At 71.5% G+C, this 21,207-nt stretch carries 15 protein-coding genes; 6 read left to right on the top strand and 9 right to left on the bottom strand.

Translation table 11 applies throughout. The features are described from left to right. The first annotated feature begins 177 nt into the window (after positions 1-177). Entirely contained in the window at positions 178-855 is a 678-nt protein-coding gene (locus CACI_RS20990; RefSeq protein WP_223297600.1) for a response regulator transcription factor, read from the top strand. Here CACI_RS20990 and CACI_RS20985 read toward each other — a convergent pair. The 4 genes from CACI_RS20985 to lanKC form a co-directional block, all read right to left on the bottom strand. Then, on the bottom strand, positions 748-2,577 hold the full coding sequence (locus CACI_RS20985) for an ATP-binding cassette domain-containing protein (RefSeq protein ID WP_015792836.1): 1,830 nt from the start codon (positions 2,575-2,577) through the stop codon (positions 748-750). The genes CACI_RS20990 and CACI_RS20985 overlap by 108 nt on opposite strands. Further along, entirely contained in the window at positions 2,574-4,214 is a 1,641-nt protein-coding gene (locus tag CACI_RS20980) for an ABC transporter ATP-binding protein (protein WP_015792835.1), read from the bottom strand. Before CACI_RS20980 ends, CACI_RS20985 begins: the two co-directional genes overlap by 4 nt. Before the next feature lie 967 nt (positions 4,215-5,181). Beyond that, entirely contained in the window at positions 5,182-5,337 is a 156-nt protein-coding gene (locus CACI_RS49205; RefSeq protein WP_015792833.1) for a SapB/AmfS family lanthipeptide, read from the bottom strand. Between the two features lie 5 nt (positions 5,338-5,342). Beyond that, positions 5,343-7,955 carry a class III lanthionine synthetase LanKC gene (lanKC, locus tag CACI_RS20975; RefSeq protein ID WP_015792832.1) on the bottom strand — a complete coding sequence of 871 codons (2,613 nt, stop codon included), beginning with the start codon at positions 7,953-7,955 and terminating at the stop codon, positions 5,343-5,345. Positions 7,956-8,176: 221 nt separating this feature from the next. On the opposite strand from lanKC, the gene CACI_RS20970 reads away from it, so the two are divergent. Together CACI_RS20970 and CACI_RS20965 are read left to right on the top strand one after the other, a co-directional pair. Then, positions 8,177-10,936 (top strand): AAA family ATPase, encoded by a 2,760-nt coding sequence (locus CACI_RS20970; protein WP_015792831.1) that lies wholly within the window; start codon positions 8,177-8,179, stop codon positions 10,934-10,936. A gap of 29 nt (positions 10,937-10,965) precedes the next feature. After that, positions 10,966-11,352: a hypothetical protein gene (locus tag CACI_RS20965; protein WP_015792830.1), complete on the top strand. Its 387-nt coding sequence runs from the start codon at positions 10,966-10,968 to the stop codon at positions 11,350-11,352. A gap of 21 nt (positions 11,353-11,373) precedes the next feature. On the opposite strand, the gene CACI_RS20960 is transcribed toward CACI_RS20965, so the two are convergent. After that, a complete protein-coding gene (locus CACI_RS20960; protein ID WP_015792829.1) occupies positions 11,374-14,091 on the bottom strand; it encodes an AAA family ATPase in 2,718 nt (905 codons plus the stop codon). A gap of 101 nt (positions 14,092-14,192) precedes the next feature. On the opposite strand from CACI_RS20960, the gene CACI_RS20955 reads away from it, so the two are divergent. Together CACI_RS20955 and CACI_RS20950 are read left to right on the top strand one after the other, a co-directional pair. Further along, complete coding sequence (locus CACI_RS20955; RefSeq protein ID WP_015792828.1) at positions 14,193-14,576, top strand: hypothetical protein; 384 nt, start codon at positions 14,193-14,195, stop codon at positions 14,574-14,576. Positions 14,577-14,647: 71 nt separating this feature from the next. Next, positions 14,648-15,226, top strand: a complete 579-nt coding sequence (locus CACI_RS20950; protein WP_015792827.1) for a TetR/AcrR family transcriptional regulator — start codon at positions 14,648-14,650, stop codon at positions 15,224-15,226. Between the two features lie 22 nt (positions 15,227-15,248). On the opposite strand, the gene CACI_RS20945 is transcribed toward CACI_RS20950, so the two are convergent. The 3 genes from CACI_RS20945 to CACI_RS20935 form a co-directional block, all read right to left on the bottom strand. Continuing rightward, positions 15,249-15,854 carry a TetR/AcrR family transcriptional regulator gene (locus tag CACI_RS20945; protein WP_041540379.1) on the bottom strand — a complete coding sequence of 202 codons (606 nt, stop codon included), beginning with the start codon at positions 15,852-15,854 and terminating at the stop codon, positions 15,249-15,251. 80 nt (positions 15,855-15,934) lie between these two features. Continuing rightward, the gene (locus tag CACI_RS20940) at positions 15,935-16,207 is read right to left on the bottom strand and encodes a hypothetical protein (RefSeq protein ID WP_015792825.1); all 273 of its coding nucleotides are present in this window, start codon (positions 16,205-16,207) and stop codon (positions 15,935-15,937) included. Positions 16,208-16,220: 13 nt separating this feature from the next. Further along, on the bottom strand, positions 16,221-17,315 hold the full coding sequence (locus CACI_RS20935) for an alpha/beta hydrolase (protein WP_015792824.1): 1,095 nt from the start codon (positions 17,313-17,315) through the stop codon (positions 16,221-16,223). Positions 17,316-17,526: 211 nt separating this feature from the next. Here CACI_RS20935 and CACI_RS20930 point away from each other — a divergent pair, with 211 nt between their 5' ends. Then, positions 17,527-18,288, top strand: a complete 762-nt coding sequence (locus CACI_RS20930; RefSeq protein WP_015792823.1) for an alpha/beta hydrolase — start codon at positions 17,527-17,529, stop codon at positions 18,286-18,288. Positions 18,289-18,332: 44 nt separating this feature from the next. Here the strand turns inward: CACI_RS20930 and CACI_RS20925 are convergent, their stop codons facing one another. Further along, positions 18,333-21,119 (bottom strand): helix-turn-helix transcriptional regulator, encoded by a 2,787-nt coding sequence (locus CACI_RS20925; RefSeq protein WP_041540378.1) that lies wholly within the window; start codon positions 21,117-21,119, stop codon positions 18,333-18,335. Positions 21,120-21,207: the final 88 nt, after the last annotated feature.

Raw genomic sequence — 21,207 nt, 5'->3', positions numbered from 1 at the left:
CCCCTATAACGCCGAACGCGGTCCTGCGAACCGCCGTGCATTCCGCCGCGTAGCAGGTGGGCGCGGGCATAGTCAAAAGCGTGAATCGGCCAAGAAGCACACAGGTATTTCGCCCTACGGCATTTTCGGAAACAGTATTGATTGGCTAGGCTGAGCGTCACTGCGCGGGGGCGGAACGTGATCGGCGAGCGGGTCCGGTGCCACCCGGGGACGACGGACCGCGAACGGCTGTGGATGGGGGCGACGTTGATCGAGATCGCGCTGGCGCAAAGGTCTGTTCTGTGGAGGGAGGGTCTGGCGGCACTACTGGTCCGGGAAGGCGACTTCCGGGTGGTCGTGCGGCCCACACGGTTGGAAGACGTCTGGCCGGCCGTACGGCGCCGAAGGCCGGACGTCATCCTGCTCGACGCCGAACTTCCCGGCGTGCCGCCGGTGGACGCGATGTGCGTTCAGCTGTGCGAACGCCGTCCGGACCTCAAAGTCCTGATTCTCGTGGAGCGCTGGGCGGCGACGCTGGGAGCGCTGACCCGGCTGGCGCCGCAGACCGGCTTCCTGACCGTGGACGCCTCCCCCGCGCAGCTGATCGACGGGCTGCGCCGGATCGTCGACGGCAAACCGGTGCTGGACCTGGAGCTGGCGGTGGCCGCGCTGTCCGCGGTCGACAACCCGCTCACCGACCGGGAGCGGGAGGTGCTGGTGAAGGCGATGGACGGCTCGCCCACCAAGGCCATCGCCGCGGAGCTGTTCTTAAGTAACGGCACTGTTCGCAACTATCTGTCGAGGGCCATCTCCAAGACCGGCGCGCGCAGCCGCATCGAGGCCGTGCGCATCGCCCGCGACGAGGGCTGGATCTGAGCCGGCGGCCGGGACCGGCTCCGAGCCGGCGGACCAGTGCGCCAGCAGCTCGCGGTACAGCGCGGAGCGTTCGCTGAGCTCCTCGTGGCTTCCCGCGTCGGCGCGCACGCCGTCCAAGACCAGGACCCGCTCGGCGCGCAGCGCGGAGCTGAGCCGGTGCGCGATGACGATCAGGGTGCCGCCGCGGTCGGCGAAGGCTTGCTCGGCACGGCGTTCGGCGACCGGGTCCAGGTGGCACGTCGCCTCGTCCAGGACCGCCAGCGGCGCCGGCGACAGATGCGCGCGGGCCAGCGCCAGCAGCTGTCGCTCGCCGGCCGACAGCTCGTTGGGGACCAGCAGCGCGTCCAGGCCGCCGAGGCGGGCCAGGAGGGCGTCGGCGCCCACGGCTTCGGTGGAGGCGGTGATGCGATCGTCGGACGCTTGTGGCGCGAGATACGCAAGGTTTTCGCGAAGCGATCCGGCGAATACATAGGCTTCCTGAGGAATCAAAACTCGTATTCCCGCAAGGCGGTCCGGAGGCAGGCTCGCCGCATCAATGCCGCCCAGCAAAACGGTTCCGGCGTCCGGCGGCCGCAATCCGCAAATGAGGGCGGCCATGGTGGATTTGCCGATCCCGCTGGGCCCGACGACCGCGAGATGATCGCCGGGTTCGACGGTCAGATCGAGATCGCGCAGCACCGGCTCGGAGGCCGGGCCGTAGGCGAAGGTGACGCCGCGCAGCGCCAGCCCCTCACCGGCGAAGTCGGTGTGCGATTCGGCCGGGGCGAACGTCGGCTGCGGCACCGGTTCGGTGGCTTGCAGCAAGCGGGCCAACGTGATCGAGAATCGCAGACCGCTGTCACCGAGCCCTGACATGACGCCGCGCAGCGCGGGCTGGATGCCCGAGACCACGAACGTCAGCCCGCCGACCAGATCGCCGGCGGTGAGCCCGTGCCGCAGCAGCGCCGGACCGGCCATCAGCAACAGCAGCGCGGGCAGCCAGCCGCCGATGGCGAAGCACAGCTGGCGCAGCGCGGCGACCCGCGCCAGCGCCCGCTCGATGCCGGCCTGCACCAGGACCGGCCCGCCGACCAGATCGGCCGCGTAGCGCTCGGTTCCGCCCGCCGCGATGTCGCGCACCGCCGCCAGGACCGGACCTGCGGCAGCGGCCACCTTCTCCTCGCCGAGGACACTGGCCCGCTGGCGTTCGGCGGCGACCCGCAGCACGCCGAGGAAGAGCCCGAACCCGACCACGAACGGCGGCATCACGATCACCGCGACCAGCGGACCCAGCGCGAGCGCGCCGACCGCCGTCCCGAGCGCGGTGACGACGAACCCGCGGACGGCGATGATGATGCCGGCGAAGGAGTCGCGGACCGTCTCCACCTGGCGGGTCAGGCGGGCCGCGGCGCCGCCGTCACGCTCGCCTGCCACGCCGCGCGTCACGGCGGCGTCCACGACGCGGCGGACCAGGACGTCACGCAGCGGCTCGACGAAGTTGCCCAGCAACGCGAAGACGCGGCGCGCGCCGAGCGCCGCCAGTGTGGCGGCGGCCAGCAGCACCGCGATCCAGGTCAGGCCGACGCCGGTGCGGTGGCGCAGGAAGCCGTCGTCGAGCGCGTGCGCCACGGCGATGCCGGACAGCGCCGAGGACGGGACCTCCAGCAGGGACCAGCAGCACAGCGCGATGACAGAGGAGCGCCGCACTGTGCTGAAAGCGAAGCCGATCTCGCGTCCCCTCATGCGGCGAACACCTCCCGGTAGGCAGCGTCCTGCCACAGCAGGGCGTGGCTGCCGACCCGCCGGATCCGTCCGTTCTCGAGCCACACGACCAGATCGGACTGTGCCGCCGTCGCCGCGCGGTGCGTCACGATCAGCCGTGTCCGGCCGCGCGCGCCGCCGAGCAGGGCGTCGCTGATGAGTGCCTCGGTGGCGGTGTCCAGGCTGGAGGTCGCATCGTCCAGCACGAGGAGGCGGTCGGCGGTCCAGGCGCGAGCGAGCCCGATCCGCTGCGCCTCTCCCCCGGACATCGGCGCTTCGGCCAGGGGGGTGTCGTAGCCGGAGGGCAGGAGGCGGACGAAGGCGTCCGCGCGGGCTGCCCGCGCTGAGGCTTCCACGCGTTCGCGCGGCAGTCCTGGGGCGACGGCGTCGGCGACGGTCGCGCCGACGAGCGTCGGGCGCTCGAAGGCACAGCCCACGGCGGCGCGGAGTTGGTCGTGTGCGATCTCTGGCAGCCGCACGCCGTCCAGCAGGACGCTGCCTTGCTCGGGGTCGCGGAGCCGGGCGGCGAGCGCGGCGAGCGCCGACTTGCCGGAGCCGGAGGGACCGACCACGGCGACGGCGGCTCCGCCGGGGACCGTCAGGTCGATGTCGCGCAGGACGCCGGAGGACACGGCCAGGAACGTCAACTCGCCGCTGCCTTCGGGAACGGCCTGATCGCCGTATTCGACCACTGGGAGGTCCAGCAGCTCGCCGACGCGCGCCGCACCGGCCCGGGTACGTGCGACGGCGGCGAACACCGAGGTGAGGCCGCCGAGCCCGGTACCGATGGAGGCGTAGCGACTGGCGGCGAACAGCTCGCCGGGCGTCATGCGGCCGCGCGCCAGCTCCACACCGCCGACAGCCAGCACCGCGGCGAGCGTGGCCGGCCCGAGCACGGCACCCTGGAACGTCGAGCGCGCCAGGACCCGCCAGGTGGCGCGCCCGGCGGCATGCAGGTCGGGCAACTCGGCCAGAACGCGATCGCGCTCAGCGGCAGCGGTCCCGGCAGCGGCGATGGTACGGATGCCGCCCAGCGATTCGACCAGCCGCCCGACAATCCGACCCTGAATCTCCAAGTAGGTCCGCAGAACGCGAGAAGTGCCCTGAGTAAAGGAACGCAGCACCAGGATGACCCCGGCGGTACCGGCCAGGAACGCCACGGCAAGCCAGGGATCGATGACAGCGAGCAGCACCAGACTCCCCACCGGCGGCGCAACCGCGGTCAGCGCGGTGACGGCACCCGGCCCGGCCCGCCCGGCATCAGCGGCATTACCGCACACCCGCCCCAGCAAATCGCCCGAGGCGAAGGACCCACTGGCGGCCGGCCCGGCATCCAGCACCCGCCGCGTCATCCGCAACCGCAGCCAGGCGGTGGTACCGGCGGTACAGGCCGCAGCGGCGTAGCCCGCGGTCATGTCGCAGAGCACGCCGAAGACCATCAACCCGCCGGCGAGCAGGAGCCGCCCGGCGACGCTGTGCCCGGTCGCCGCAGCGTCGATGGCGGCGCCGAGCACATCAGGCACGGCCAGCGTGACGGCGGTGGAGCCCAGGGCTGCCAGACCGATGGTGGGCAACCAAGCTCCGCCATGGCGGACCGCGCTCGCGTAGGCACTGCTCATGCGGCCGGACCGATCGTCGGCTGGCGGCGGCACGCAACATTCTGAGTGCGGCTAGTACCGGTCTGCGCAGCATTCGCGATGCCCGACACGCCGCTGAGCGCGCTGGCCCGGCCGCGACCGCCGGCACTCGCAGCTGCCAGCCAGCCTCCGCCGTTCCGAGCGGCAATCGCGCGGAAACTCATGCAGGGCTGCACAGCACTCGCGAAGCACAACATGCCGCCAGCCGGACCGGAATCAGCCAGTCCCAGGCGACCATCGCGCACATCCCTCAGGGCGCCAGCCCGGCCGCGACCGCTAACGCTCGCAGCTGCCAGCCAGCCTCCGCCGTTCCGAGCGGCAATCGCGCGGAAACTCATGCAGGGCTGCACAGCACTCGCGAAGCACAACATGCCGCCAGTCAGACCGGAGTCAGCCAGTCCCAGGCGACCATCGCGCACATCTCTCAGCGCGCGGGCCCGACCCCGACCGCCGACACCCGCAACTGCCAGCCAGCCACCGCAGTTGCGAGCGGCACTCGCGTGCAGGTTCATGCAGGGCCGCACAGCCCTCGCGAAGCAGAACATGCCGCCAGTGGGATCGGAGGCAGCCAGCCCGAGGCGGCCATCGCAAAGGTCGTCGCTCAGCGCGCCAGTCCGACTCCGACTGCGACCGCAACCGCGCGCGGCCTCAATCACCGCCGCACCGCCACACTCTAACTCCCTCATACCGCCGCCGCTCCGGTCCCGGGCAGCGGGCCATCGCGGTGCCGTACAGCACTTGTGGAGCCGCTCATCTGGACGCCGCCTCAACGATCGGGTGTCATAGGGGGTAGGGCGGGGGTGCCGGGTGGCCGACGGGCTGCCGCGGCCGTCCTGCTGGTACCGACCTCGCGTCGGCGGCCCCGGGCGAATGTCAGCCGTCCGGGGCCGCCGCGCTATGTGGTGGGCCGGCCGCGCGGGCCGGTCCGATCACCCCGCAGGGTGGTCGATCAGAGGTCGCAGAGCAGGCTGATGCCGCTGTGGCCGTTGCAGCCGGTGACGCTCAGGCCCGAGTCGCCGCCGCCGCCGTGGCCGCTGCCGCCCCAGCTGTCGGTCTCGGTCTGCTCCATGCCCTGCAGGTCGAGCAGAGTCATCTCCTCGGTCATCTTCTTCACCTTCCTGTTTTTGGCTGCCCCGCGCCGGACGGCACGGGAGTCTTGGGGGCGAGCAGCGGTGCGTGCACCGGCTCGTCGTGCAGGGCCGCGCCCAGGGCCAGCAGGACCCCTGCGGTCCCGGTGGCCAGGTCCATGGACAGGCGCATCAGCCCGCCGCCGGGGAACGCCGTGCCGCCGCCGTAGGGCAGCGTGTGCCACGTCAGGCTCCGCACCTGGGCGGCGAGCAGCGGGTCGCGGTGACGCTCGGGGGTCCGGCCGGCCAGGTAGAGGATGATCCCGGCGCGCCCGGAGTACAGGCCCGGCAGGGCGTACAGCGGGGAGTGCGCGGCCACGGGGATGGTCTCGGCGGCCTCGGCGAACTTCGGGTCCTCGTCGTCGGGGCGGACCGCCAGATAGGCGTCCAGCGCCACGCCGATGCCGATGCTGCCGACGTCCAAGTACGGCAGGGTGCGCCAGCCCTCGTCGACGTGCATGGCCTGCTTGTCCCGGACTACACACCGGCGCAGATCCCGTTGCAGGGCCTCGGCGGCGCAGTCCAGGAACCGGCTGTCGCCGACGGTGTCGAAGGCGCGCAGCATCAGCATCGCCTGCCCGGAGTGCCCGCGCATCAGCCCGGCGTGGAAGCCGTCGCGTCCGGAGACGGTCGGCGCGGTGTCCGGGGCGGCGAGCCGTTCGGCGACGATCTCGGCGGCGCGCAGACCGGCTTCGGCGAGTCCGTTCTCGCCGGTGCGCTCGGCCAGGTGCAGCAGGTTGAGTCCGATCCCTGACAAGCCGCCGGCGAGGTCGGAGGCATAGGCCTCCCAGTTGTCGCGCAGACAGGACTCGACGATGTCCAGGGCTTCGGCGCGGTGGCCGAGGTGGTCCAGGGCGAAGGCGGCGCCGTGCATGCCGTCCCACAAGCCGGGGCGCGCGCCGTCGCCGGGGTCCTTGGCGTGCCGCAGCAGCCAGTCCTCATACTGCGGGAAGCGTCCGGCGCCGGTGACGTCGAGGGCGTACAGCACGCCGGCCGCGCCGTGAGCGAGCCCGAGCCCGCCGAGTGCGAACTGCCTGATGTCGCCGGGGAACAGCCGGTCGTCGCGCTCCGGGGTGGCGCTGGCCTCGATGGAGCGGACCAGATCGGCGCGCATCGCGGGCCAGTCGTGCGGCTCGGGCTCGATCCGGACCGGGACGTTCAGCGCCGGCGGCCGGGCACGGTCGTCGACACCGGTGATCACCGTGACCGCCTCGGCGAGGAAGCCGTGCGGGACCGGGAACTGCTCGGCGATCACGGCGGCGAAGTCGCGCGCCTTCGGACGGTGCAGCCAGATCATGTTCGCCAGCGGCAGGAACAGCGCCAGGCTCAGACAGGCCAGCGCGTAGCGGTCGCGGTCGACGCCGGTCACCGTCGCCGGCGCGCTGAAGCCGGGGTTGCCCAGACCGGGACGGACCGACTCGACGGCGTCGCAGGACACTTCGAAGTCCAGCAGGGCTATGGAGTCGTCGGCGCGCACCAGCACGTTGAACATGTGCAGGTCGCCGTAGACGACGCCACGCTCGTGGATGGCGTCCAGCGTCTCGCTGACCTGGCGGTGGATGTCCAGAGCCCAGTCGGTGTAGCGCTGGCGGTCCTCATCGGTCGCCGCGTGGTCGGTCAGCGGATACCGGACTCCCATCGTGCGGCTCAACGGGACGCCGTCGTCGATGTAGTCCATGACCAGGAAGCGGTGCTCGCCGACCCAAAGCAGGTCCCTGGCATGCGGCAAGCCGGGTATGCCCTCCAGGCGTTTGAGCATCGCGTACTCGTGCTCGACGCGGTGCACGGCGTCGGCGCCGCGGGCGTCCAGTCCGGCGTGCGGCCGCCCCTCCTTGAGCACGACCTCGTCGCCGGTGCGCGTGTCACGGCCGACATATATGCCGCCGCCGTTGGAGAAGTGCAGAACGCGCTCCACCTTGTACGGCATGTCGTTGAGCGTCACGGCGTTGCGCGCAGCCAGCTGCGGCGCCAGGAACTCCGGCAGCTCCACCCACTCCGGCGTGCGGAACACCGGCGTGCGCCGGTCCGGGACCAGCGTCCCGTCGGGCGCGGCCATCGCCGGCACCACCGAACCGCTCTCGGAGACGGTGTAGCGATTGGCGAAGGCGCCGTAGCGGACGTGCAGAGGACCGGCGTTCCAGCGCAGATCGCTGAGGATGTAGGGGTTCGGCAGACCGTCGAGTTGTTCGCCGAGCTCGGTGAGGATGCGCTCGCAGGCGGCGTCGTCGGAGGGGTAGATGGTGATGAACTTGCCGGAGTAGCCGCGCGGGGCGTACTTCGACACCCGGGCGAGCAGCGCGGCCGGCGAGCGCAGGAACTTGAAGGCGATTCCGCGCGGGACGCAGTACTCGTAGACCTTGGCGAGTATCTCCTCGGCGCTGTCCAGGGCGGCCGAGGCGTGGATCTTCCAGCCCTGCGCCGGCAGCTCCAGCGGCGTGGGCTCCACGACCGTCCAGTCGTCCTGGCCGTAGCGCCGCCACCCGGACGGCAGCTCCCGCTCCCCGGCAGCGAAGCCGGGCGTGGCGGGCCCGACGCCACGAACGGCATCGTAGAAATGCCGGTCGAGCATCGTGTACGCCTCGTAGCGGTCGTCCATGGTCCGCGGCCTCACCTTTCGAACGTCGGGATGTGAACAACTGTCGTCAGCGGACAGCTACCGTGAAAGTGCGTGGCGTCACGATTAGCCCATGCGAATCGCATCGCGCCGGTATGACTTGGTAGTGACGTCTGCCCCTGTTTCCTCTGTGGAAGCTTGGGTATCCAGGCGCCCGCGCCGTGTGGACACCCGGTGCGGATGATCGTTCGTAAGATGGGTCCATGCCGCGCGCCACGAGGTCCCCGTTGCTCGGCCGCGGCCGTGAGCTGGAAAAACTGGACCGTCTGATCCGCGACGTGCGCGACGGACGCAGCCGGGTGCTGGTGCTGCGCGGCGACGCCGGCATCGGCAAAACGGCGCTGCTGGAGCACGTCGCGGCGCAGTCCGGGCAGCTGCAGATCGCCCGCACCGCCGGCGTCGAGGCCGAATCCGACTTCGCCTACTCCACGCTGCAACAGCTGTGCGCTCCGCTTTTGTCACATCTGGACGGTCTGCCGCCGGTCCAGCAGGACGCGCTGCGCGTGGCGTTCGGTCTGAGTTCGGGCACGCCGCCGGAGATGATGGCGGTCGGCATGGCGGTCCTGGGCCTGTTCGCCGAGGCCGCGAGCGAGACGCCGCTGGTCTGCCTGGTCGACGACGCGCAGTGGCTGGACCTGATGTCACGCCTGATCCTGGCCTTCGTCGGGCGGCGGCTGGACGCCGAGGCGGTGGCGCTGATCTTCGCCGAGCGGACCGCCGACGGCGAGGCGGAGGCGCCGGACGCGCCGGACGGGCCGCACGCGCCAGCCGCGCTGCCCGGGCTGACCGGACTCCCGGATCTGCCCCTGACCGGACTCACCGACGCCGACGCCCGCACCCTGCTGGAGGAGGCACTGCCCGGACCGGTGGACGCCCGCGTCCGGGACCGGATCGTCGCCGAGACCGGCGGCAACCCCTTGGCGTTGCGGGAACTGCCGCGCAGCCGCTCGGCAGCGGAGCTGGCGTTCGGCTTCGGCGGACACGGCGCGGCAGGGCTGGCGACCCGCGTCGAGGACGGCTTCCGCCGCCGCGTCGAAGCGCTGCCGCCGGACACCCGCACCCTGCTGCTCGTCGCGGCGGTCGAACCGGTCGGGGACGCACCGCTGCTGTGGCGCGCGCTGGAGCTCCTGGAGGTCGGACCAGAGGCTGCGGCGCCTGCGGAGACTGCGGATCTGATCTCCATGGGCGCCCCGGTCCGCTTCCGCCACCCGCTGGTGCGCTCGGCGGTCTGGCGCGGCGCCGATGCCGCGGCGCTGCGTGCGGCACACCGCGCCCTGGGCGAGGCCACCGACGCCGACCGCGACCCCGACCGGCGCGCGTGGCATCAAGCGCATGCCGCCGTCGAGCCCGATGAGGACGTCGCCGCAGCCCTGGAAAGCTCCGCCGACAGGGCCCTGGCTCGCGGCGGCCGAGCAGCCGCGGGCTCCTTCCTGGAACGCGCCGCCGCGCTCACCCCCGACTCGCAGGGCCGCGCGCGCCGAGCGTTGGCAGCGGCACAGGCCTACCTCGATTCGGGACTGCCAGTCCGGGTCCCCGATCTGCTCGCCGCCGCCGAACTCGGTCAGCTGGACGCGCTGCAACGCGCGACCACAGCCCGGCTGCGCGCGATGGCGACGCACGTCGTCAACCCCGGACTCGGGGCGGTCGAACCACTGCTGGACGCGGCGCACGGCTTGCGCGATCTGGACCCGGCCGCCGCGCGCCGCACGTCCCTGACTGCGCTCGGCGCGGCTCTCAGCACGGGACGCAACGACCCGGACGGACTGCGCCGCGCCGCCGCGATCGTCCGCGACCTGCCGACCGACGACGACGCGGCCGGGAAGATCGTGCACGGCTTGATCTCCTGGGCCGCGGACGGACCGGTCGCCGCGATCGCGCCGCTGGAGCAGGCGCTGCACTCCTTCACCGATACCAAGGACCTGCCACTGCTGTGGTTCGCCGCGAACGTGGCGATGGAGATGGGCGACCTGCGGGCGGTCCAGGACATCACCGATCAGGCGGTGCGCTTCGCCCGCAGCACCGGAACGCTCTCGATCCTGCCGTCGGCACTGACCTACCGAGCCGCCGCTGTGGGATACGCCGGAAGTTTCTCAGAGGCCGATGATCTGCTCACTGACGCCGCGGCCGCCGAGCAGGCGATGGGTCTGGCTGTGTACCGGGCCACCAAAGCCATGGTCGCGGCGCACCAAGGGCACAAACAGCCGACGCTGGACCTGGCCGAGTCCATGGACCGCGACGGCGAGCAGCACGGCTTGGGACGGCTGATCGGCCTGGCGGCGTACGCGCGCGCGGTGCTGCACAACGGCTTCGGCGACTACCCGCTGGCATTGCAGGCCGCGAACCGGGGTCTGGAGTACCCGGACTTCGCCGTGCACCACGGCACGCTCAGCGAGCTGGTCGAGGCCGCGACCCGGGCCGGCGACCCCCAGGCGGCGGCGCGCGCCTGCGGTCAGCTGGCCGACTGGAGCCAGGCCGGCACGCCGTGGGCCCTCGGCGCCTACGCACTCGCCGACGCCCTCACCGGCGCCCCCAAAGTCGCCGAAGACCGCTACCGCGAGGCCGTCGAGCACTTCACCGAGGGCGGCCTCGACACCTTCGCAGCCCGAGCCCGCCTGCTGTTCGGCGAGTGGCTGCGCCGCCAGAACCGCCGCGCCCAGGCGCGCGAAGAGCTGCGCGCCGCCCACGAGGCATCGGTAGCCATCGGCATGGAGGCCTTCGCCGAACGCGCCCGCCGCGAACTCCTCGCCACCGGAGAAACCGTCCGCCGGCGCACAGTCGGCGGCCCGATCCTGACGCCGCAAGAGGCCCAGATCGCCCGCCTCGCCACAGCCGGCCACTCGAACGCCGAGATCGGCGCGGAGCTGTTCCTGAGCCCCCGCACCGTCGAATGGCACCTGCGCAACGTCTTCGCCAAGCTGGGCATCACCTCGCGCCGCGAACTCGGCGACGCACTGAGCCCCTAGACGATCTACTCCAAGGAGTCGAGGAACCAGTGTCATATCGACAACTGCTCACGCCCGAGGAGAAGCTCGCCGAAGCGAAGAAGCTGTTGAGCCTCCCGCATATCGTCGTGATCTGCGGCTCCACCCGCTTCATGACCGAGATGACCGAGGCCGATCTGCGGGAGACCAAAGCCGGGAAGATCGTCGTCAAACCGGGCTTCGACATGAAGTCGCCGCACGGACTGTGGTCCGATCCTGTCGAGGCCGAGGCGCTGAAGGTTCGGCTCGGTGAACTGCACCGGGCGAAGATCCGGCTCGCTGATGAGGTGCTCGTAGTCGGCGACTCCATCGGAGACAGCACCCGAGCCGAAATCGCCTACGCCCGATCGCTGGGCAAGCCCGTGCGGTTCACGCACCCCGACGTCGACCCTGAGTGAGCCCTGACTGTCTCGCGAAAGCTACGGAAGCACCGTCCGTAGCTCCCTCCGTGAGCTGATACCCAGCTTGCTGAACACTTTCCGAAGATGCCACTCGACCGTGCGGGCGCTGAGGAACAGCTCGACGCCGATCTCAGTGTTCGAACGGCCGTCGCGGGCTCGGCGGGCGATCTGGCGTTCTTGCTCGGTCAGTTCGAGCGTCTTCTGGGCGGTGGGACCGGCGACCGCGATTCCGCAGGCGGCGAGTTCGCGGCGGGCGCGGTCGGCGTAGGCTTCGGCGCCGATCTGTACGAACCGGGTGTGCGCGGTGCTCAACTGCTCCTGGGCGTCGGCGGTCCGGTCCTGCCGGCGTAGCCATTCGCCGTAGAGAAGATGGGTGCGCGCCAGGTCGACCACGCCGCGGCTGCGCCCGAGCCGGTCGATCGCCTCCCGGTAGTGCGCCTCGGCCTCGGCGCCGTCGCTGAGCAGGGCACGTGCTCGCGCCTCGGTGCCCAGACCCCAGTCGGTCGCGCTGGGTGCGGTGGTCGTCGAGAGCTGTTCCATCGCCTGCTCGGCTTGGGCTCGGTCGCCGCAGCGGAGCGCCGCCTCGACGAGTTCGCTCAGTGCCCAGAACGCGAACGCCGATCCCGTCGGGCTCGCGGCGGCGGCCAGTGCTGCCTCGCGCGCCTCGGCGAAGCGGCCGAGGCCGTTGTACATGACCGCGAAGGCGTACTTCACGAAGGTGAACCCGTTGCCGTCGCGCCGTTCGGCGGCGGCGTTCTCAGCGATGCGCAGCAGCTCAGTGGCCTGTTCGTCCTGACCGCGCCACGCCGCCACCGCCGCCACGTCGTAGGCGGGACGGTCCACGCCGATCGCCGCGACGATGGCGTCGGACTCCTCCAGCAGATCGGCAGCGGCCTGGTACTGTCCGGCGTGCAGGTGCGCCAGCATCCGCTGGGAGTGCGCGACCGGCAGCATGCCCAGCGCTCCGGTTTCCCGGATGTGGCGGACGTTCTCCTGCGAGAGCTTCTCCCACGCCACGTCATCCCACGTTGCGAAAGCTCCGTAGCAAGCCAGCGACAACCACCGCGTCGCCTGCGTGACGGACAGTCCCTCCAGCGTGAAGCCCTCCAGCGCCTGCCGCACCAAAGGCACGCCCTTGACGTGACCGTCGGTGTACAGCACCGCGAACGCGTCCAGCAGGACGTCCCGAGCTCGCGGCGGCGAGGACGGGACCGGCGCGGCGACCGCGGCCCTGGCCACCTCGGTGACCGTGACGCCCTCGGCGAACCTGCCGGTCCGCAGCGAATAGATGATGGCGTCCAGGTAGGTCTCGCGCGCCAGGACCGGATCGAGGCCTTCGAAGCGCCGCGCCGCCTCCAACAGCAGGCTCGGGGCACGGACCGCGCCGCCGGTGACGAACGCCAGGTGGCCGCGCAGCTGCCGGACGTGCGCCGAGCGCAGCTCGTCCGGCGGACCGGATTCCACCTTGTCCAGCAGGATCTGCGCCCCCTCCGGAGCACCGGCGTGGTATTTGTCGCGCGCGGCGAGCAGTTCTCGTTCGGCACGCCGTACCGGGTCCGGTGTCAGGGCTGCGGCACGCTCCAGGAACGCGGCGGCGGCAGCCAGCCCGCCCCGGGACTGCGCGCGATCCGCCGACGCCTCCAGCTCGGCGGCGACCGCCTCGTCCTGCTTCTCAGCAGCCTGAGCCAGATGCCAGGCACGCCGGTCGGGGTCGGCTTCGCGGGACGTCGCCTCGGCCAGGACCCGGTGCACCCGGCGCCGGGCGTCCGGCGACGCCGCGTGGTACACCGCCGAGCGCACCAGCGGATGCCGGAAGGCGAAGCGCACGCCGATCGTGAGCAGTTCGGCGTCCTGGCACGCTCCCCCGGCCTCCGGACTCAGTCCGAGCACTGCGGCGGCACGCCAGATCAGCACCGGATCGCCGGCCGATTCGGCGGCGGCGAGCAGCAGCAGCTCCTGGGAGTCCGCGGGCAGCTCGGAGATCCGGCGCTGGAAGCTCTCCTCGATGCGTCCGGTGAGCGCCGTGGCTTCCAGCAGCCCGAAGCCGCCGGCGAGCCGGTCGGGCGAGGCGAGCGGGAGTTCCAGCAGCGCCAGCGGATTGCCGCGTGCCTCGGCGAGGATCGCGGCGCGGACGCCGTCGTCCAGCGGCCAGCGCACCACGGAGTCCAGCAGCTCGCCGGCGGCAGTCGGCGCCAGGCCTTCCACGCCGAACTCGGCGAGCCCGCGCATGCTCGGGATCGGGCCGCGGCTGGTGATCAGCATCAGGATCGACTCGGCGCGCAGCCGGCGCGCGACGAAGGCGATGGCCTGCGCGGAGGCGTCGTCGAGCCAGTGCGCGTCGTCCACCGCGCACAGCAGCGGACCGCCGCGCGCCGCCTCAGCGAGCAGGTTGAGGACGCCGAGACCGACCAGGAACGGACCAGGTGTCTCACCGGCACGCGTCCCGAAGACCGTCGCCAGCGCCTCAGCCTGGGGCGCGGGCAGGTGGTCGACACCGTCGAGCAGCGGCAGGCACAGGCGGTGCAGGGCGGCGTAGGGAAGGTCCATCTCGGACTCGACGCCGGAGGTTCGCAGGATCCGCAGGTCCGCGGCGGCACGCACGGCATAGTCGAGCAGCGCGGTCTTGCCGATGCCGGCCTCGCCGGAGAGCAGGAGCACGTCGCTGCCGCCGTCACGCATCGTCTTGAACAGCGCGTCCAGGTGCGCGCATTCGGCGCGTCGCCCAAGCAGTTTCACGGTCGTTCCCCGATGTTCGTGGCTGGACCGGTCCCCTGGTGCATCGCGGCCAGGGACTTCCACGGGGGCGAGACACGGGTCCGCCGGGAGAGCGTGGAGGCATGGATTGGATATTGCTCACCGAGTTGTCCTCGATGTTCGCCGGGCCGTGGCACGCCGCGGAGCTCTCGGCCGTCCCGAACGTGGTCGCCGATGCCGATGCCAGCACTGATGCCGGCGCCGATGCCAGCGCTGACACTGGCTCCGCCCTCACCGCTGCCGATGTCTGGATCGCTCAGCAGGCTTATGCGTTCATCGCGAAGCGGACCGTGTGCGAGCGCTGCGGTGCGCGTCTGAGCCGCAAAGTGTGCGTGGCTGTCTCTCCCGACGGCGCGAAGCGGATCGGCGTGGCCGCGCGCTGCCGCGGCTGGCGGCGCCATCCGTACACGGCGCTGGTCGGCCGGAGCCGGGACGGGCTGCGGTTCGGGACGCTGGAGCCGAGCTGAGCCGGCGGGGTGGAGCAAGGGCACGGCGGCAGCATATCAACCAAACGGTTAGTTAGAACAAGAGGGCACTCATGCAGCGCGACGCCGAAGCCACCAGGCAGCGCCTGATCGCCGCGGGACGTGCGGAATTCGCCGCGCGCGGGCTCACCGGAGCCCGGGTCGACCGCATCGCCGAGGCCGCGCAGGCCAACAAGGCGCAGATCTACCACTACTTCAAGAGCAAGGCCGGGCTGTTCGACGCGGTGTGGGAGGACGCCGTCCGGCAGACCGTCGAAGGGCTGCCGCTGGACGTCGAGGACCTGCCCGGCGCCGCCGCCTTGCTGTGCGACGCCTATGTCGATCATCCGGAGCTGTCGCGGCTGAACACCTGGCGGCGCCTGGAGCACGACGACCTGCCGCCGGACGCGGCGGCCGGGAACGATGCCGCCGGACGGATCGCGCTCATCGAGCGGGCGTTGCGCGGCGGCGTCATCCGGGGCGGCTTCGACGCCGACGTGCTGTTCGCCTTGATCCTGCACGTGGCCGCGTTCTGGGAGTTCACCAGTCCGGACGTGATGGCGCTGGTGCAGGTCACCGATCGTGAGGAGCGGCGCGAGGTCGTGCGGGCGGTGGTGGCCGCGCTGGTGGGAGTCGCGGAAGCAGAAGGCTGATGTCTTCGGCCGCGGCGCAGGCTTAAGGCAGCAGAGCCGATGCGGCTTGCGCCGTCAGCCACTCGGCGCCTTCGGTCCAGCTCCAGCCGAATCCGCGGACCGTCTTCCAGGCCGTCTGCCCGAAGAAGAACCATAGAACCTGCTCGGTCCTGACCTCGTCGGTGTGCACCGCGCCGAGGCCCACCAGATGCTCGGCGATGACGCTCAGGTGCTCGCGGTAGCGCTTGATCGCCTGCTCGGCCGCGGCGGCGACCGCCGGATCGGCGGTCGCGTTGTCGAACAACACGGTCAGGATCGCTTCGTGCCGGCGCGTGATGGCGCCCGTGCTCTCGGCCGTCAGCCGCAGGACTTCCCTGGGTTCGGTCGCGACGTGGACGGCGGCCAACGAGGCCTGGATCCCCTCGTCCTCCGTGCCCTCGACCGCCAGCGCCTCCACGATCGCCGGCTTGCCGCCGACGCTGGTGTAGACGGTGTTCAAGGCGACGCCGGCGCGCTCGGCGATGCCGGCGACCGTGGTCTGCACGTAACCCCGCTCCACGAACAGGCTCTCCGCGGCTCTCAGGATCGCGGCGTGGGTCTCCCGGGCCCCCGCGGCCCTGACAGGCGAGGTGTACGTGCGTTTCACCATGTCTCCACTATGACAGCGGCGTGCCGCAGCCGGCCCTGGAACCGGCCGCGGCACGCGTCACTCGAGCGTCGGGAGGTCGCTCACAGCCCCAGGTCCACCGCCAGGCACGAGAACCTGGCGTTCAGACCGTCGGCGTCGTAGGAGTCCACCGCCTGGTTCGCGGGCAGAGCCGGCTGCTCCTGGACCATGTCCTCGAACGCGACGCGGTCCGGCAGCGCGCCGAAGCGGGCCGTGCGCGCGTCGGCGGCGTCGCGGTCGTGATCGTTGCCGTGGTGGTGGCCGTGATGGTCGTGATGGTCGTGCCGGCGCAGGGTCGAGACGCCGGACACCTCGTGCACGCTGGGATCACTCACTTCCGCTCCTTGCTCACATGTGGTCGGCGTCGACCACTGCCTGGGCGAACGCCGTGGGGGCTTCCTGGGGTGCGTCGTGGCCGATGGCGGTGAAGACGCGGTGGTCGTAGGGACCGGTGAAGAAGTTCCGGTAGCCCGTGCCGTCGGTGGAGGCGATGAACGGGTCCAGCGCCGGGTCGATGGTGATGGTCGGCACCGCGATGGTGGGCTTGGCCGCCAGCAACTGCTCGTAGCGGTCGTAGCGGCGCTCGCCGTCGGCCAGGCCCAGGCGCCAGCGGTAGTTGTGGATCACGATGGCGGCGTAGTCGGGGTTGTCGAAGGCCGCCGCGGTGCGGTTGAAGGTGGCGTCGTCGAAGGCCCAGGTCGGCGAGACGTCGTCCCAGACCAGGCGGCACAGGGCGTTGCGGTCGGCGGGGGTCTGCATCGCGGTCTGTCCGCGGTCGGTGGCGAAGTAGTACTGGTACCACCAGATCTGCTCGGCCTTGGGCGGCAGCGGGTTCTTCTGCGCCGCCACGTTGGTGATCAGGTAGCCGCTGGTGGATACCAGGGCCTTGACACGCTCGGGCCACAGCGCGGCCATGATGTCCGCGGTGCGCGAGCCCCAGTCGAACCCGGCCACGACCGCCTTGCGGATGTGCAGCGAGTCCATCATCGCGATGATGTCCAGGGCGATCGCCGACTGCTGCGCGTTGCGCGCGGTCGCCGGGGACAGGAACGTGGTGGAGCCGTGGCCGCGCAGATACGGCACGATCACCCGGTAGCCGGCGTCGGCCAGCAGCGGCGCGACGTCCACGAAGCTGTGGATGTCGTAGGGCCAGCCGTGCAGCAGGATCGCCACCGGACCGTGCTTCGGGCCGGTCTCGGCGTAGCCGATGTCCAGGACGCCGGCGCGGACCTGCTTCAGGTCCGAGAAGGTGGTGTGCGTGCCCGGAGCGATGGTCGGGATCACCGGAGCCTTGCCGCCGGTCCCGCCGGGACCCTTGGATCCGCTGGACCCGCTGGACGCGCTCGCCAGGGCCGCGGATGCGGTACCGGTCGACACAGCCGTCACCGCCGTGGCTCCCACGCCCAGCCCGACCGCCTTGGTGAACGTCCGCCTGTTGATCATATCTAGTCCTTCCTGGATGTCCTGCCGTCGCCCCAACCCTGCGGCGCCATCCTCGCCGGGCACATCAGTCACATGACGTCCAGACACGCTGACCTCGCGTTCGACTGCCACATTCAGTCATCCGACTCTTTCCCGTCCGGCCACCGGTGATGGACGCTGAACGAGCTGCCGCAGCCCCGGCGGTCGTCGTGCGCAATCGGAAGGTCGGGCCGTGAATCGAATCCCCGTAGTCCTCATCCACGGTGTGGGGGTGGACATGTCGTCCTGGGAGGGCTGGACGGAACGGTTCGCCGCGCACGGCTACGACGTGCACGTCCCCGCGGAACCATCTGGCGTGTTCGGTCTGGAGGAGCTCACCGCGCACTACGAGAAGGCGGTCCGCTCGCAGGACCGGCCGCCGGTGCTTATCGGGCACTCGGTCGGAGGGCTCATCGCCCGGCAGCTTCTGGACGCGGGGTTGGGACGAGCCGCGGTCGCGATCGCGCCGCTGCCGCTGCCGCTGCCGCTGGCACCACCGTCCAGCGACAAGGCCGGGACGCAGTCCGAGGACTACACACAGCTCCTGCAACCCTTGTTCCGCCACACAATCGCGAACGCGGTCGGTGAGGAAGAGGCCGCGCAGCTGTATGCCCGCTACGTCGTCCCGGCTCCGCGCCGGCTGCTTGTCGACCTCGGGCTGGACGACACCATGCGCAGCGGCGGCGACGTGGCGGCCGGCGAGGGCGTTGTCGTCGACGCGGCGACGCGGGGACCGCTGCTGCTCATCTCCGGCCAGGAAGACCGCATGGTCGCCGACGCCGTCACGCGCGCCACCTACAAGCTCTACGGCGACTCCACGGCCGTCACCGACCTGAAGCAGTTCGCTGACAGAGGGCACTCGCTGGTCTTCGACAGCGGCTGGCCCGCCGTCGCCGACTACGTGCTGGCGTGGCTGGCGGCCAACGGGATCACGAGCCCGGCCGAGCAGGGCTGAGCCCGCGGACACCGGCGGGTCCGCGGACTTCAGCTCCGTGCGCATCAACTCTGCGGACCTTCCTCCGTCCGGCTCAACGCGTCCCGCAACGCGGCGCGCGTCGTGATCCCCAGCTTCGGAAAGATCCGATACAGGTGGGAGCTGACGGTGCGCGGCGACAAGTGCATCCGCTTGCCGATCTCTTTGTTCGTCAGCCCGCTGGCCGCCAGATCCGCGATCCGGCGTTCCTGCCAGGTCAGCGACGCCAGATTCAGCATCGAGGCGCGCGGCACGGCGCCGGTCGCGCGCAGCTCAGCGCGCGCACGCTCGGTCCAGCCCGCAGCGCCCAACCGCTCGAAAGCCTCCGCCGCCGGGACCAGATATCGCCGCGCCGCCGCACGACCCTCGACGTGCCGTACCCGGATCCCGTGCGCCAGCCTGATGCGCGCCAGCTCGAACGGGAACCGGGCCGCGTCGGGATGTGCTTCGGCCAGTGCGAACATCTCCGCCGCCTCGTGTTCGCCGTCGGCGGTCATCGCCAGCGCGCCGTAGGTCAGCAGCGCCAGACGCGGGGAGATCTTCGGCAGGTCGGCGTCGCGTGCGGCCAGGGCATGCTGCCGCGCCTGCTCAGTGCGCCCGGTGTGGCGGGCGGCTTCGACCAAGTCCAGCAGCGTCCGCGAAGCCTGATACGCATAGGGGCGGAACTCCCCCGGCGGCGTGATGCCGATGGCGTATAGGTAGGCGGTCTCGTAGTCGCCTGCGCTCAGCGCAGCCGTCGCGCCGGCGGAGTCAGCGAGCTGAGTCAGGAAGCCGAGTCCGCGCGGGCGGGCCCAAGCGTCCACTTCGGCCTGCAAGTCGCGCGCCGGTCCCAGCTGTCCGCGCAGCGCGGCGAGCTGGGCGAGGTAGGCGCGGCTCTGCGTGGCGAACAGCTCGTGACCGTGCTCGACGGCCAGCGCCAGCACGCGCCGTCCGGTGTCCTGCGCGCCGTCCCACTCGCCGACCGCCATCTGGTCCAGCATGATCAGGTGGAGCATGACCATGCCGCTGGCGACAGCGCCGGTCTCCAACTCGCGGTCCACGATGCCACGCAGGTGCGGACGGAAGCGGCTGAGGATGTCAAGGTGATATGCCGCGACCGCCAGGCGCGTGACCTCCCACGGTTCCTGACCCGCCACCTTCGCAGCAGCCTGTTCGATCACCTCGGCGCTGCCGGCGCCGTGCCGGATCACGTCGCTCCAGGTGTCGCCGTACAGGCGTGAGCGTTCGGTGATCAGGTCTCCCAGATCGGCTAGGAGCGCCTGCGTACGTTCCCAGGCTGCGCGGTCCCCGGCGTACTGGCTGATCGCCAGCAGGAGGTTGACCAGCCGGGTCAGGACTTCGTCGGCTTCGGTGGGACCGGTGTCACGCAGCTTCTGGATCGCCAGGGCGACCTGGCGGTGCGTGGAGAGGACGTCGCCGTCCTGATACAGCGCCTGATACGCCGAGGCCAGTACCGACGCCGCCGAGTCGGTCGAACCCGGCGCGAGTCCGTACTGCACGAGGCGGTGCGCCTGACCGAGGCGCGCGGCGTGCCCGGCGACGAACGCGGCGTCAGCCAGCCGCCGGGAGCGGCTGGTGTGCTCCACGCTGAGTTCGGCGGCGCGGGTCAGCCACGCCACCGCGGCCAGGGCGCCGCCGCGCTTGGTCGCCGACTCGGCCGCCGCCTCCAGGATGTCGGCGACCTCCTCGTCGGGGTCGACGGTCGCGGCGGCGAGGTGGGTCGCGCGGCGTTCCAGGTGCTCGCGGTGGATCTGGGCCAGGGCGCGATGAGCTGCACGGCGCTGGTTGGGGGTCGCCATCTGCACCACCGCCGAGCGCACCAGCGGATGACGGAAGGCGAAGTCGCCGGTGGCCGGTTCGATCTCCAGCAGTCCGGCGGCTACTGCTTCGTCGGCGTCGCGCATGCGGTAGCGCGCGCCGGGTCCGCTTCCGGCCTCGCCGCGGCTGAGCCGGGCTCCGGCGCCGGCGCCGTCGAGGGCTCCCATCAGCAGCTCGGCGCGCATGGCATCGCTCAGGGCTGCGATGCGGCTGCCGTAGAGGCGTTGCAGCCGCCGGGGCAGCGGCATGCCGAGGTCGCCGACGAGGCTTTCCAGCGCCGGCTCGCCTTGGATCGCCGCGCCGCCGAGGTGTGCCGGCAGCTCCAGCAACGCCAGCGGGTTTCCTTGGGCTTGGGTCAACACCAGGCGCCGAATCTGTTTGCCCAGCGTCGGAAAGCGCTGCGTCAGCAGGGCCGCGGCGTCCTGGTCGTTCAGGGCGGCGATCGGGAGTTCGGGCAGCGCGGCGGTGTCGAAGCGCGAGGCGATGTCGGTGCGGACGCCGACCAGCAGCTTCACCGGGCTGCCGGCCAGGCGGCGGCCGACGAAGCCGCAGATGTCGGCGCTGGAGTCGTCGAGCCATTGCCCGTCGTCCAGGACCAGGAGCAGCGGCTTGCGCGCGGCGGCCAGGGACAGCAGGCTCAGGACGGCGATGCCCAGGGTCATGACCGACGGCGGGTCGCTGTCGGCGCGGCCGAAGACGGCGTCGAAGACCTCTTGGCTGCCATCGTCGAGGTCGGCGACGTCGGCCAGCAGCGGGTGCAGGAACTGGTGCAGCCCGGCGTAGGGCAGCTCGGACTCCGCCTCGACGCCCGAGGCGCGGATGACGGCGTAGCCCTCCTGCTCGGCCACCGCGGCGGCGTGGCCCAGCAGCGAGCTCTTGCCCACGCCGGTCTCCCCGCGCAGGACCAGCGCCTGACCCGCGGCGGTTTTGACGAACGCCGCGAGTTCGGCCTGCTCCGCTTCCCGACCCACCATCGCCATGCCGATGGACTCCATGCCTCCCCAGTTCTTTCTTTGCTTGTCGTGGCGTGTCCGGCGCTCGGGCCTCGGTGTTCGGACCTTGGCGTACGGACTCAGCGTTCAG

This window comes from Catenulispora acidiphila DSM 44928, from assembly GCF_000024025.1.
GTDB lineage: Bacteria > Actinomycetota > Actinomycetes > Streptomycetales > Catenulisporaceae > Catenulispora > Catenulispora acidiphila.
Note: the sequence above shows the minus strand (reverse complement) of the source record. Positions and strands in the feature narration are given on the sequence as shown.